The sequence below is a fragment of the Pseudoalteromonas sp. N1230-9 genome (assembly GCF_032716425.1).
Lineage (GTDB): Bacteria > Pseudomonadota > Gammaproteobacteria > Enterobacterales > Alteromonadaceae > Pseudoalteromonas.
The window spans coordinates 2799303-2811701 of record NZ_CP090419.1 but is presented as its reverse complement, the minus strand read 5'-3'; the positions used below and the strand labels follow the sequence as shown (position 1 = coordinate 2811701).

The window sequence follows — 12399 nt, the reverse complement described above, 5'->3', positions numbered from 1 at the left end:
TTACTTAGGTGAATTCTGCTTCGTGTAGTTCGCTTTGACAGAACACTTGCAGGAGGCTTAAGTACTCAACGATAAGTCGGTTTTCCGCCTTGTCTTAGGCTAAACTACTTAGGTGAATTCTGCTTCGTATAGTTCGCTTTGAAAGCACTCCTACACCTGCAGAACGTTTAAGAACTCATAGCTTTGTAGGTTGGGTAGAGCTAAGCGAACCCCAACAAAATTGACAGCTCAATAACCTTGATTAATCTTTAGCTGATAGCGATAGAGGGAATTGTATGAAACTTGAAGATATTCGCCGTGAATATTTACAGGATGGTTTATCTGAAGAGATGCTTGATGCATCTCCAATCAAGCAGTTTGAAAAATGGCTTGAGCAAGCTGTTGCAACTAATTTGCCTGATCCTACGGCGATGGTGGTAGCAACCGTTGATGAGCATGGTCAGCCTTCGCAGCGTATCGTGCTGTTAAAGCATCTTGATGAAAATGGCTTTGTATTTTTTACCAATACCGGCTCGCGCAAAGCGCAGGAGCTAAAAGGTAATAACAAAATTTCTCTGCACTTTCCGTGGCACCATATGGAGCGACAAGTCATTGTTTACGGTGAGGCTAAACCCTTACCAACAACGGCTGTGGCGAAGTACTTTTTATCGCGTCCAAAAGAAAGCCAGTTAGCTGCATGGGCATCAGAGCAAAGTCGTCCTGTTTCATCACGCAAGGTGTTGATGGAAACATTCGCGAAAATGAAGCAAAAGTTCTCAGAGGGTGAAATTCCACTCCCCGATTTTTGGGGGGGCTATTGTGTTGAGCCGACTAAAATCGAATTTTGGCAAGGCGGTGCACATCGCTTACACGACCGCTTTATGTATCAACGCCAAGCCGATGGCAGTTGGCAGTTTGGTCGTTTAAATCCTTAAATGCGTTTTATTGATTCCCACTGCCACCTTGATTTTAGCGAATTTGATGAGACTCGCACAGAGCTTATCAAAGCATGTAAGCAAGTGGGGATCGAGCATTTTATTGTGCCGGGTGTGAGCTTGGCACAATCTACAAAACTATTCTTTTTTGCTCAATCAGAGCCAAGTATCTCAGTTGCTTTAGGCTTACATCCTTATTTTTTATCTGATCACCAAACTCATCACCTTGCTGAATTAGAGCAGCTAGCAAAAGCCCATTTAGGGCAATTTATCGCCATCGGTGAGTGTGGCCTAGATCGTAGTATTGATGACCTTAATAAACAAACGCAGCTTTTTGAAGGACAAATAGAGCTTGCCAACCAACTTGCTTTACCACTCATTGTGCATCACAGACAAAGTCATGATTTAATAGCTCGCTCATTTAAGCGCTGTAAACCCAAATACGGTGGTGTTATTCATGCCTTTTCAGGCTCTGAACAACAAGCCCAGAGTTATATAAAACAAGGGTTTAAGTTGGGGGTCGGTGGCGTGATAAGTTACCCGCGAGCGGGTAAAACTCGTAAAGTTATAAGCGCAATTGAGTCACAGCATTTAGTGCTTGAAACCGATTCACCCTCAATGCCGCTAGCTGGTTTTCAAGGGCTGGTAAATACACCACTTAAAGTGCGTGATGTATTCAGGTATTTATGCGAACTTAAAGGTATAACGGGCGATGCCCAAGAAGAGTTTGCTCAAGCACTTTATGAGTCTTGCTCCGCACTTTTTCGCATATAACGATTAACTTGCCAGCGTTTTAATCCTCGGCCAAGTTGCCAAGTAAAAATACAAGTAATTACAAGCATAAGAAGCACTTGGCGGCCTAAATCATGAAAGCTGCTGTGGCTTGTCGCTATTGAAGCTTGTGTTAAATAAGTAATAGCAACAAAGCCAATAGGGCGCTCGTCATCACTTATCACAGGTTCTACGAAAGGGGTTTTTAAGCGGCTAATGCCAGGTGTTGAATCTGGCAGTAGGCCAAAGGTGTGATGGCTTTGCCAGTTATCACTTGCGGCTATTTGTATCCCTTGTTGATCATAAATCGTTGCTGCTAAAACAAACTCATCTTCAGCTATGTTATTACACAGCATATTTAGCGCAGGCTTATTCTTCTCCTGTAGAGGGGTCTGAGCATTGAGAGCCATAAATTTAGTTAGGCTGATAGCGGTGCTATTTGAACTGTCATAAAGTAGTTGATGAGACTGAAAACTACTATTAACCGCAACCCAACTTAAAAGCACAAAACATGCGGCCGCTAAGCTTAATCGCACAAGTCGTTGGCGATAGCTGGCGGAAAAAGGAGGCTTAAGATGGTTATTTTTCATAGTCACCGAATGCGCTGCTGACAGCTTTTATGATTGATGATACAACTAAGTCTGTATAATAACCTTATTAGTTAATTGATTACGAGTAGCAAATACGCGTTTAATCACAGACATAAGTCTAATTGGAGCCACTATGTCACAGCTTAGCTTAGCTGCAACCAGTTCAGCAAATTTAGCCGAAGAAATAATACTAAATTGCTGGTATGAAATTAAAAATAATCATCTTATTCAAACCAATTTACTACCTAAAGCAAATCATGGCGTAGCAAGTGTTGCATTTGGTTGTGACTTCTCAGCGGCTAAGTTGCTTAATCTTGTAGAGTTTTTGTCGCAACATGGTTTTAGTAATCTATCTATTTGTTGCTACCAGCCTACAGAAACATTGTTACCAGCATGGTGCCTATACAGTGATTCACAAAAGCCATTGAGTCCTTTGTTATTGCAAGCGTTTTCTGCTGAGCAAGGTTATCAGTTAGTGCAACTTACAAACCCTGCTAACGTGAATGAAGCAGGGCTTTTATTAATGGATATGGACTCTACAGCGATTACGATTGAGTGCATTGATGAAATAGCACGTTTAGCTGATGTGTACGATGATGTTGCAGCTGTAACTGCGCAAGCGATGGCTGGTCAACTTGACTTTACACAAAGCTTAAATCAACGAGTAGCAAAGCTTGCAGGTATCGATGTAGCGTTAATCAATGAGCTAAAACTAAATCTACCTCTGATGCCTGGCATTACCGAATTGTGCCAGTATCTAAAAGCGCACAATTGGCACCTTGCTATTGCTTCTGGCGGTTTTGTACCATTTGCAGAACACGTTCAATCACTTATTGGTCTTGATGAAGTACACGCAAATACACTCGAATTTAAAGATAACCGCCTGACAGGTAATGTAACTGGAACGATTGTTGACGCCGAGCAAAAAGCACGCGTTCTCGAGCAAATTCAACAAAGACTCGGGCTTGATAACCGTCAAACCGTTGCCATGGGTGATGGCGCTAATGATTTAAAAATGATGGCTAAAGCAGGGCTTGGTGTTGCTGTTCATGGTAAACCTAAAGTAGTTGAACAGGCAGATACAGCTATCAATGAAGGTTCTCTGTTACAAGTTGCATACCTACTAGCAATCCCATTAGATTACACGCTTTAACCATATTTTTTTACGCTTATTCATTTCAGTTTTGAGTACCTCATCAATATCAAAATGAGTAAGCGCTTCATCCGTAATGTCAATTACATCACCAACCCCAGCAACAGCCCAGAGTGCTTCTTCAAGGTCTTTTGCTTTATGTAGCGCATACTGGCTTACATATTTAAGCTCATTTGATAAATAGTCTATATCTGGGCGGCCGGTGCGAGACACATATAAACGAAAGATAAACACTAAATCATTTTTGAGTGCTTTTTTTATAAACAAGGTTTGTGGCTGATAGTCATCTTCACTAATACAGCGGCTGGTTATTGCTTCGTTGATTGTTGCTTTACGTGGATCAAAACGTACAAATAAAGTAAATGGTAAAGGCGGATCTTGGCGACTACGATCTTTAATCAGTGGTGTGATCACCTCTGTGATCTGATCGGTAGATAAAAAGCCATCGATCTGAGTTTGCTCATTTAGCAGGGCAAAGTTTTGTAAAAGTATATGTAATGGCGTCGGATACAAGCCAAGCCCGATCGCGCCTGCCTTAAAATGAGCGGCTTCTTTATGGAAGTACAACGGAAGCTGGCAAACACTTTTAGTCACCATGTTTCTTAGTGCTGTAGAAAGCCCTGGAATTTTTGGGGACTCTTCACAGGCGTGCAACTTATCTTTATTGTTTTCAATTAGAGCCGTAAAAAATTGAATGCCCATATGGGGTAAGTCAGTAAGACGGTGTACTTTTAAGTTAACTGTTGTTAGTGATTTGCTTATCGCCATCACTTCATAAGCAAGGCTTGATAAGTCATGTTTTTTAGTTATTTTTTGTAAATCGGGAAGGCCTAACTTAATTATATCGCCTTTTTTAAACTCAACAGGGTTATCACACTCAATTTGTAGGCCCATGACCGATAGATCACGAGTATAGCCTGAAATTAATTTGTCATTATGAGCAACAGAGACCGCTGTTTTATATAAATAGCGTTTATGAGCGCGTAAATTGACGTACTCAAGTGCGACAGGTGTAAGTGGTGGCGGTGTTTTATGTTTAGTATGACCAAACTGCTTTAATTGATTCACTAAGCGCTTGTCGAATGTACGTTGCTGGTAAGTGTGTTGCTCATACTTCGAACCAACAGCGGTTAGAATCAATAAGTACTTAACATCTTTAATAAGCCCCTGAACTCTAGGGCTTGGTGGCTTATTTAGCTTTTCGATATCTTTACCTGCACTACTCGGTAAAGATAGCGGAATATATGAATCTTCAGGGTGGCTTGGCATTAATTGTAACTTAAAGCATTGCCAGCTTTCTTTTTGACTACCAAAACCAAAAAATAAATTGCGAATTTCAGGTTGGCTATCAAGTTCCGTTCGTGTGGCTGAGTAATAGTAAATCTTTCCAGCGACCACATGTGTAAAGGTATACAGGTACTCCTCTTTTACCGCATCGGTAGTGCTTAACAGATGACCTATGCGCTGTTGGTTTATAATGCTATATAAGCATGACAGCTTACGTTCATCACAAAAATAACGATGTATAAACGCATTATTTTCGGTTGTTAATGCTAAAGTGGGGTATAACTTATTACCTTGTAAGCTTAAAAAAGTGTAAAGCGAGGTAACACGCGGGATATAGTATTGTTCATAGCCTTTCGAAACAACTGCATCCAAGGTGTTATCGAGGTTAATCTTGTAGCGGCGCTTATTGCCGTGAATAAAGCTTTTTAGAAAGCTATCGAATTGTTCATTATTCTCAATAAAGGTGCGTTTTAAGCGAACATGATTGTACTCACGCGACACTTGCTCTACAGCAACAACTTCGTATTGAATGCCGTTTTTTAAACCTAACTCAAAGTCTTGTTCAAGCCCAACTAAGCGTAAACCAATTAATTGTCCCTTGGTGACTTTGTATTTAGGTGAGAGCTTGATTTTTGCGCCGCTTAGGGAGATGTCTGAAGTTGAAGCCGATATTTTGCCGCTCTTATCTAGCTCAACAGTAATTTTTATTGAGTAGTTCATGCGCTCTTCACGACGACTTTCATAAGAGGCAAATTTGATTACTTTGGCAGGTAAGTCGCCGTTATCTTCGATTGAAGAGGTATTTTCGTTTGCTTTTTTTTGCATTACTCTGTGGTTATTTTCGGTGTTCATAACCGCTTCGTATACAGCAAGCGTGTAACCACCGTGGCGTTTGATTGCGTCTTCGAACACCTCAATGGCCATGTCGTCCATAAAATGCTGTTTGCCTTCGTGTTCGTAAGGCCTTACTTGACCGGTAACTTGACCTCGTAAATCAATAAAACGAGCCACAGGCTGAGATAAACGTGACATTTCCATTTTGATCAAAAACTGCTCTGGCTTTGTTAAGCTAGCTGTCTTTGATTTAAATAGTTTGTCGAACTGGGGAGTGCCTAAATGTGCCTTGAGTTCTTCAACAAGGTCTTCATATTTAAGCAGTATGTCTTCAGCCATTTATAAAACCATCACCGTCAATCGAAAAAAGTAGGTATACTAGCAGGCAACCACAGTGTTAAAACGCCTTGCGAACCACTTTTTATTTCATTAGTTATTGTTATAGGTATTCGCCAAATAAATGGCAAGCACTGTAAAACTTTATTTGTAAGCAAAAACTATGCCCTAAAATATAGCGTTATTACGCAGTTAAGCGAATAAAGCCTTAAGGGAATTGATTTGAGGTACGTCCGTTGTGTGTCGTCACTAGAGATGCCGACATCTTAAATCGTTAGTTCTGTTATCTATTGTACATTTAAATACATCACAAATCAGCGACCAAAATAGGTAAAGCTCAATGGCAAAATCAGCAAAAATCGAATTTGTCTGCACTGAGTGCGGCATGAACTATCAGCGTTGGCAGGGGCAATGTAAATGCGGTGCTTGGAATACGCTGGCAGAATTTAAACCTTCAGCAGGGCAATCTAAACAGGCTGCAAGTCGCGCTGCGGTGGCAGGCTATGCGGGAGGCGCTGGTGGCGGTTCCAAAAAAATTAATGAGGTAGAAACAGCGGAAGCTGAAAAACGTCTGACTGAAATAGGCGAACTTGATCGCGTGCTTAGTGGCGGTGTAACGACAGGTTCGGTGAATATTATTTCTGGTGATCCAGGGGCAGGTAAAACGACTTTGTTGTCCGATTTAATTGCGCGTATGTCAAAATTAATGCCTTCTTTGTACTGTACTGCTGAAGAATCATTATCGCAGTTTAAAAATCGAGTTAATCGCTTGCGTTTGGATTATAACCAAGATGAGCTTTACTTACTCTCTGAAACCAGTGTTGAAGCGATTATCGAAGAGCTTGATAAAAATAAAATTAAGTTTGCTGTTATTGACTCAATTCAAGCTGTGGTAACTGAAACAGCAAACGGCAGCCCAGGTTCACCATCGCAAGTAAAAAGCGCAGCACAAGCGTTAACACAATACTGTAAGCAACATGACGTGACTATGTTTATCATTGCTCATGTTAATAAAAATAATGAAATAGCGGGTCCGCAAACGTTAGTGCATATTGTTGATGCACTGCTGCATATAGACACTAACGACGGACAAATACGTACCTTACGTGCCAACAAAAACCGTTTTGGTGATATTGATACGGTGGGTATTTTCAGAATGTGTGAGCGCGGTATGCTCAGTGTTGATAATCCAAGTGAGATATTTTTATCGGGTTCAAGCACTGAGTCGCCAGGTTCAGCAATCACCTGTATTCGCAAGGGGAACCGTAACCTCCTTCTAGAAATTCAATGTTTAACAACAGAAACTGAAGCCGAGTTTCCGCAACGTGTTTGCGTTGGATTGAATATGAATCGAATTAAAATGCTGACAGGTATTTTACGCAAACATACAAAAACGAAAATTTTCCATGATACTTTTTTCAATATTGTTGGCGGTTTAAAGATAGATGAGTCAGAGACTTGTATTGACCTTGCCTTAGTCACGGCACTGTTAAGCAGCCTCAATGAATTTGTTGTGCCTAGGACAACTTGCATCATGGGGGAACTGAGCTTAAACGGTGATGTCAGACCAATAGATAGTGGTGTGCCGCGAGTAAAAGAGGCTGCACAGCATGGTTTTACAGAGATATTTATTCCATATCGAAACTACCATAAATCAATGGAAGGTTTAGGAGCAAAAATTACACCAGTGAAAACGGTGCATGAGCTCTTGTCATTAATTAATTAGTGACAATTTGATAAGCTAGGGCAGTGTTGAACCTTTAAGCTCAACACTCTCAAGAAATTAGCACCAACTTAAAGGAAATAAAATGAAGAAGTTAGTAATTGCAGTTGCTGTCGCAGCTGTTGCAGGTGGCGCATATTATGCGAACTACACAGCAACACAGGAAGTGAAAAAAGTGGTTGATCAGCAAATCGCTGCACTTTCAGCTCAAAGTGGTGTTGAGGTGATGTATGACGATATTTCAGCAAGTGTATTTAATAACAGTGTGCAGCTATCTGGCATCAAAGTGCAAAGTGTTGAAGGGGATGAGCAAGTTGCCAGTATTGATACCATTGAAGTGACAGGCTATGAGGAAGATGCCATTCCTCCACACACTGGGTTTGTAATGACTAACTTTCGCTTTAGCGATTCTTTCTTAACGCAACTGCCACAAAGTGCCAATAGTAAACTAGCCTCTACGAGCTACAACGTAAACTCATCGCTTGATTACAATAAAGACTCAGGTGATAGTGACTTTGCACTGAAAGTAACCGCAGCAGATGTAGCTGATGTTACGTTTAATTTAGGATTAGCCAAGTCTACCCCTTTGATGGAAGCATCCCTTGCTATTAGCCAACAACAAAAAGCCTCTGGCGGTGCACAACCAACCCTTGAGCAGCAGCTTCAGCAGCAGTCAAAAATGATGGCTGCTATGTCAGAGTTAGAGCCGCGTAGCGTTGAGTTTGCGATTGAAAACGAAGGGGAATTAAAAGCGGTAGTAGAAAGCTTTTTAGAAGCGCAAGGTATGACACATGAGCAATTTCAGCAAATGGTCACAATGCAGCTGCAACAGGCCCCTGTTAGCGCAGATTTAGCGACAGCGATTACTAATTTTGCCAATGGTTTATCTTCATTATCTTTGTCTGCAAGTTTACCTGAGGGCAAAACGATGCTAGAAATTAACCAACAAATTATGAGCCTAGCTGGTCAACCAGAAGAACTTGCTAAATTTATTAATTTAGACGCTAAAGGAGAATAAGTAACTAACGTTAAGTTACTTATTCTTCTAGAAAATGGCCTTAAAGGTTAGCTGTATTAGACTGGCTAACTTTAAGGTTGTTTTTCACACGATTAACTCCTTGACTGTGCTCTAAAAACTTTTGTGCTAATGCGCGTTTAAAGCCCGTTTCCGTGGAGCCATATAATTCAATCGTATCGCCGTTAACAATAACTTGTAGGTTCTCGATAGAAAAATTAGGATTACTCATCAGCTTTTGAAGAGCTAATTGCTGAAGTCGAGGCTGAGCCGATGTGCTAGTAGTTAATACACTGGTATTAGCGCTAACTTGTGTTGCGCATGCAAGTAAAAAAATACAACAAAATGATGTAAGTACTACTGTTAGTTTGAAACGGTTCATACGATTCCCTCGTGAATGATGAGCATATGCTGAACCAGTTACAATTTTTGTTCCAAGATGTAATGCATTGATTTTAAAAAGTAATATATTTTTTATAGTTTTTTCAGTAAAAAAGCTATGAATTAATTACACACTAGTTAGTAAAAATGGCAGCAAAAAGTACACACAAAAATGCCGTGACAAGCACGGCATTTTTTAGTTATTACAGCATCTACGAAGGTTATTTTTTCTTTTTCGCTTTTACCTTTGCTTTCTTTTTAGCCTTCATCTTTATAGGATCCTTTTTCTTTTTCGACGGGATCTTTGCTTCTTTGTGTTGTGGCTCTAATCCTTTAATAACACGACGCTTTAACTTTTGTTCAATATAGCGTTCAACCTTGCCCAAAATAGCAACGTCATGTGCTTCTACAAATGAAATTGCTGTGCCTTTTTTACCTGCACGACCGGTACGGCCAATTCGGTGCACATACACATCTGCTGTACGGGGCATATCAAAGTTAATTACATGGCTAATATCAGCTACATCAATACCACGCGCCGCTACGTCAGTTGCAACTAAAATTTTATTGCGACCAGAATGGAAGTTTTCCATTGCTTTCATGCGTTTATCTTGTGGCATTTCACCACGTAGCCAAGCAACACGAAGCCCTTCGTTATTTAGAGCGCCAATCAGAGTTTCAAGGCGCTCACGTGTTTTTACAAAGACAATGGCTTTTTGCAGATCGTCACTGTTAAGCGTATCAATGAGCATCTTTAATTTATGATTATAATCATCTGCTAAGTGCACCCATTGATGAATTTTGCCTTTTTCTTTGCGTGACGATTCTGCTTCGAGTAGTGCAGGATCATTCAAAATGCGCTCGGCAAATAACTCAACGCTGTCGCCTTCTAATGTGGCAGAGAATAAGAAGCACTGACGACGATTACGTGCTTCATCACAGATACGTAGCATTTCTTTGCGAAAGCCCATATCAAGCATGCGATCCGCTTCATCGAGAATGAGCATTTCGACGTTTTCAGCGTGGAAGTTCTCAGTTTCGAGGTATTCCATTAAGCGACCTGGTGTCGCAATAAGAATGTCGTTATTGCTTTCAAAAATCTCTTTATGTGTCCCGTAGTTAATACCGCCCGTTACAACACCAATTTTTAAGTGCGTTTGTGCAGCTAGCAGTTCACATTGTTCATGAATTTGATAAGCAAGTTCACGAGTGGGTGTCATGATCAGCACCCGTGCAAAACCTGGATCGCGACGTGGGAAGTCAAGCAAGTATTGAATTGCAGGAATCAAAAACGCGGCTGTTTTACCCGTACCAGTAGGGGCAGATGCCAAAATATCACGACCTTGTAGTGCTTCAGGGATCGCTTGTTGTTGAATACTTGTTGGCGTATCAAAACCCATTTTATTGATGGCATTTAACAGCTTGTTATCGATATCAAATTCAGAAAATTGCATAGAGTGACATAAATAGAGGACAATTAGACTTGATTATACTAGCTATCAGCACTGTGGTGAATGAAAAGGTGAAAAAATGTCAGGCTTTGTGTTTAAACAATTTACAGTTGAGCAAACTCGTTCTGCGATGAAGGTTTCGACAGATGGTATTTTATTAGGTGCTTGGGCTGAATTGGCAAATGCAAAATCCCTTCTCGATATAGGTACAGGAACGGGGTTGCTTGCTTTGATGGCAAAACAGCGTGCTCCAAAGGCGAAAGTGGTGGCAATCGAAGTAGATGCTGAGGCGTGCATTGACGCTAAGTTTAACTTTGCAAATAGTCCTTGGCCTGAGATTTGTTTACATCATGGTGCCATACAGTCTTTTCAATCAACACAGCCCTTTGATGTAATTATTACTAACCCTCCGTATTTTAATGCGAGTCTAAAAGGGGACAATGAAGCACGTAATACGGCGCGTCATACAGATGGTCTTGGTTTTTCTGAGTTAATTGAGTGTTGTACTAAGTTAAGTCACGCCAACACCTTACTCAATGTAATTTTACCCTGCAAAGAGGCATCTTCTTTTATTGAACAAGCTAAGTGTAAAGGGTGGAACTTGGCGCGTATGTGTAATGTACGAACCACATTAAAAAAATCACCTAGCCGAAGTTTAATGTTATTTTCTTTACAGCCTGAGGTTTGTCAGACAAGTTCTTTGACTATTCATGCTGCAGAAGGCGGCTATAGTGATGAGTATGTTTCTTTGTGTAAGGATTTCTATTTAAAAATGTAACCATCTAAAAATAGAGTGTTTACTCAAGCCTTGCTATAGTGGTGGCGTTTTAAAATTATAAGAGCTGTTTATGTTACGTTTATCTATAACTTTAAGTGCATTACTTTTCTCTCAATATACTTTTGCTGCGTTGAGTCCTGTGGGACTTTGGAAAACAATAAATGAAGAGACAAACGAAGCAAAATCACTGGTACGCATTAGCGAACAAAATGGCGTATTAACAGGGAAAGTAGAAAAAATTCTCAATCCAGCAAAGCAGGATGCTATTTGTGAAGAATGCGATGGTGATAAAAAAAACCAACCAATTCTTGGCATGACAATAATTGAAGGTGCAACCGATGCGGGAGATGGAAGCTGGCAAGATGGTGAGATTCTTGACCCGAATAGCGGTAAGACCTATACCTTAAAACTAACGCCACAAGAGCAAGGTCAAGTACTTGAAGTTCGCGGTTATATTGCTTTTTTCTACCGTAACCAGTATTGGCAGCGTGTAGAGTAAATAAGAGAAAAGCCAAGCAATGCTTGGCTTAATATGCGTGAGTTTTACAAGCTTTCGCTGTACTCAGTCATGACTTGCTCAACCCACGAGGCAATGCGTTCATCGCTCAGTTCATATTGACTGTCTTCATCAAGTGCTAAGCCAACAAACTGTTTACCATCTTCAGTGAGTGCTTTTGAAGCTTCGAATTCATAACTGTCATCATTTGGCCACTTACCTAATAAAGTGATCGCTTGGTCACAAATTTCATCGTGTAACATACCGAGCGCATCTTGAAACCACTGGCCGTAACCTTGTTGATCGCCCATACCAAACAGAGCCACGGTTTTACCATTTAGGTTAACATCTTTAATGTCGTCCCAGATTGATTCCCAATCTTCCTGTAATTCACCGAAGTCCCACGTTGAAATGCCGAAAATAACAAAATCGAATTGCTCAGCATTTTTTAATGGCTCATCTTTGATATTGTGAAGACTCACTATGTCTTGGCCGATAATATCGCGAATTTTTTCAGCTGCTATTTCTGTGTAGCAGGTTGTAGAACCATAAAATAAACCAATCTGCATCGTATTTATCACTGTGTATTTGCCTGATATGATAGGCGCAAGTTTACCGTAAGGTATAATCAATTGATACCTTGATAAGGATGAGAGTACGCGTGGCTGAT

General features: G+C 40.6%; 12 protein-coding genes. 7 read left to right on the top strand and 5 right to left on the bottom strand.

Annotation, left to right across the window (positions count from 1 at the left end):
* Positions 1–275: 275 nt before the first annotated feature.
* Both pdxH and LY624_RS13085 read left to right on the top strand, forming a co-directional pair.
* The gene (pdxH, locus tag LY624_RS13090; protein ID WP_062569566.1) at positions 276–914 is read left to right on the top strand and encodes a pyridoxamine 5'-phosphate oxidase; all 639 of its coding nucleotides are present in this window, start codon (positions 276–278) and stop codon (positions 912–914) included.
* The gene (locus LY624_RS13085; RefSeq protein ID WP_341803163.1) at positions 915–1688 is read left to right on the top strand and encodes a TatD family hydrolase; all 774 of its coding nucleotides are present in this window, start codon (positions 915–917) and stop codon (positions 1686–1688) included.
* Here the strand turns inward: LY624_RS13085 and LY624_RS13080 are convergent.
* Positions 1655–2275, bottom strand: coding sequence for an AhpA/YtjB family protein (locus LY624_RS13080; RefSeq protein ID WP_130149613.1), 621 nt, complete (start codon positions 2273–2275; stop codon positions 1655–1657). The genes LY624_RS13085 and LY624_RS13080 overlap by 34 nt on opposite strands.
* Before the next feature lie 133 nt (positions 2276–2408).
* On the opposite strand from LY624_RS13080, the gene serB reads away from it, so the two are divergent.
* On the top strand, positions 2409–3428 hold the full coding sequence (gene serB, locus LY624_RS13075) for a phosphoserine phosphatase SerB (RefSeq protein WP_341803162.1): 1020 nt from the start codon (positions 2409–2411) through the stop codon (positions 3426–3428).
* Here the strand turns inward: serB and LY624_RS13070 are convergent.
* A complete protein-coding gene (locus LY624_RS13070; protein ID WP_237118043.1) occupies positions 3411–5888 on the bottom strand; it encodes a PilZ domain-containing protein in 2478 nt (825 codons plus the stop codon). The two genes, serB and LY624_RS13070, sit on opposite strands and share 18 nt — an antisense overlap.
* A gap of 337 nt (positions 5889–6225) precedes the next feature.
* On the opposite strand from LY624_RS13070, the gene radA reads away from it, so the two are divergent.
* Both radA and LY624_RS13060 read left to right on the top strand, forming a co-directional pair.
* Complete coding sequence (gene radA / locus LY624_RS13065; RefSeq protein ID WP_130149616.1) at positions 6226–7611, top strand: DNA repair protein RadA; 1386 nt, start codon at positions 6226–6228, stop codon at positions 7609–7611.
* 82 nt (positions 7612–7693) lie between these two features.
* Positions 7694–8626: a hypothetical protein gene (locus LY624_RS13060; RefSeq protein WP_341803161.1), complete on the top strand. Its 933-nt coding sequence runs from the start codon at positions 7694–7696 to the stop codon at positions 8624–8626.
* A 40-nt stretch (positions 8627–8666) separates the two neighbouring features.
* Here the strand turns inward: LY624_RS13060 and LY624_RS13055 are convergent, their stop codons facing one another.
* Positions 8667–9005 (bottom strand): BON domain-containing protein, encoded by a 339-nt coding sequence (locus LY624_RS13055; RefSeq protein WP_130149618.1) that lies wholly within the window; start codon positions 9003–9005, stop codon positions 8667–8669.
* Between the two features lie 220 nt (positions 9006–9225).
* Positions 9226–10458, bottom strand: a complete 1233-nt coding sequence (srmB, locus tag LY624_RS13050) for an ATP-dependent RNA helicase SrmB (protein WP_130149619.1) — start codon at positions 10456–10458, stop codon at positions 9226–9228.
* Positions 10459–10534: 76 nt separating this feature from the next.
* On the opposite strand from srmB, the gene LY624_RS13045 reads away from it, so the two are divergent.
* Together LY624_RS13045 and LY624_RS13040 are read left to right on the top strand one after the other, a co-directional pair.
* Entirely contained in the window at positions 10535–11233 is a 699-nt protein-coding gene (locus tag LY624_RS13045) for a tRNA1(Val) (adenine(37)-N6)-methyltransferase (RefSeq protein ID WP_130149620.1), read from the top strand.
* 70 nt (positions 11234–11303) lie between these two features.
* The gene (locus tag LY624_RS13040; RefSeq protein WP_130149621.1) at positions 11304–11732 is read left to right on the top strand and encodes a DUF2147 domain-containing protein; all 429 of its coding nucleotides are present in this window, start codon (positions 11304–11306) and stop codon (positions 11730–11732) included.
* Positions 11733–11776: 44 nt separating this feature from the next.
* Here LY624_RS13040 and fldB read toward each other — a convergent pair whose 3' ends face one another.
* Positions 11777–12298: a flavodoxin FldB gene (gene fldB / locus LY624_RS13035; RefSeq protein WP_130149648.1), complete on the bottom strand. Its 522-nt coding sequence runs from the start codon at positions 12296–12298 to the stop codon at positions 11777–11779.
* Between the last annotated feature and the right edge of the window lie 101 nt (positions 12299–12399).

What these genes read in the sequence shown, in the direction of transcription:
- pdxH (WP_062569566.1), top strand. Translation starts at nt 276, where the DNA reads ATGAAACTTGAAGATATTCGCCGTGAATATTTACAGGATGGTTTATCT.
- LY624_RS13085 (WP_341803163.1), top strand. Translation starts at nt 915, where the DNA reads ATGCGTTTTATTGATTCCCACTGCCACCTTGATTTTAGCGAATTTGAT.
- LY624_RS13080 (WP_130149613.1), bottom strand. Translation starts at nt 2,275, where the DNA reads ATGAAAAATAACCATCTTAAGCCTCCTTTTTCCGCCAGCTATCGCCAA.
- serB (WP_341803162.1), top strand. Translation starts at nt 2,409, where the DNA reads ATGTCACAGCTTAGCTTAGCTGCAACCAGTTCAGCAAATTTAGCCGAA.
- LY624_RS13070 (WP_237118043.1), bottom strand. Translation starts at nt 5,888, where the DNA reads ATGGCTGAAGACATACTGCTTAAATATGAAGACCTTGTTGAAGAACTC.
- radA (WP_130149616.1), top strand. Translation starts at nt 6,226, where the DNA reads ATGGCAAAATCAGCAAAAATCGAATTTGTCTGCACTGAGTGCGGCATG.
- LY624_RS13060 (WP_341803161.1), top strand. Translation starts at nt 7,694, where the DNA reads ATGAAGAAGTTAGTAATTGCAGTTGCTGTCGCAGCTGTTGCAGGTGGC.
- LY624_RS13055 (WP_130149618.1), bottom strand. Translation starts at nt 9,005, where the DNA reads ATGAACCGTTTCAAACTAACAGTAGTACTTACATCATTTTGTTGTATT.
- srmB (WP_130149619.1), bottom strand. Translation starts at nt 10,458, where the DNA reads ATGCAATTTTCTGAATTTGATATCGATAACAAGCTGTTAAATGCCATC.
- LY624_RS13045 (WP_130149620.1), top strand. Translation starts at nt 10,535, where the DNA reads ATGTCAGGCTTTGTGTTTAAACAATTTACAGTTGAGCAAACTCGTTCT.
- LY624_RS13040 (WP_130149621.1), top strand. Translation starts at nt 11,304, where the DNA reads ATGTTACGTTTATCTATAACTTTAAGTGCATTACTTTTCTCTCAATAT.
- fldB (WP_130149648.1), bottom strand. Translation starts at nt 12,298, where the DNA reads ATGCAGATTGGTTTATTTTATGGTTCTACAACCTGCTACACAGAAATA.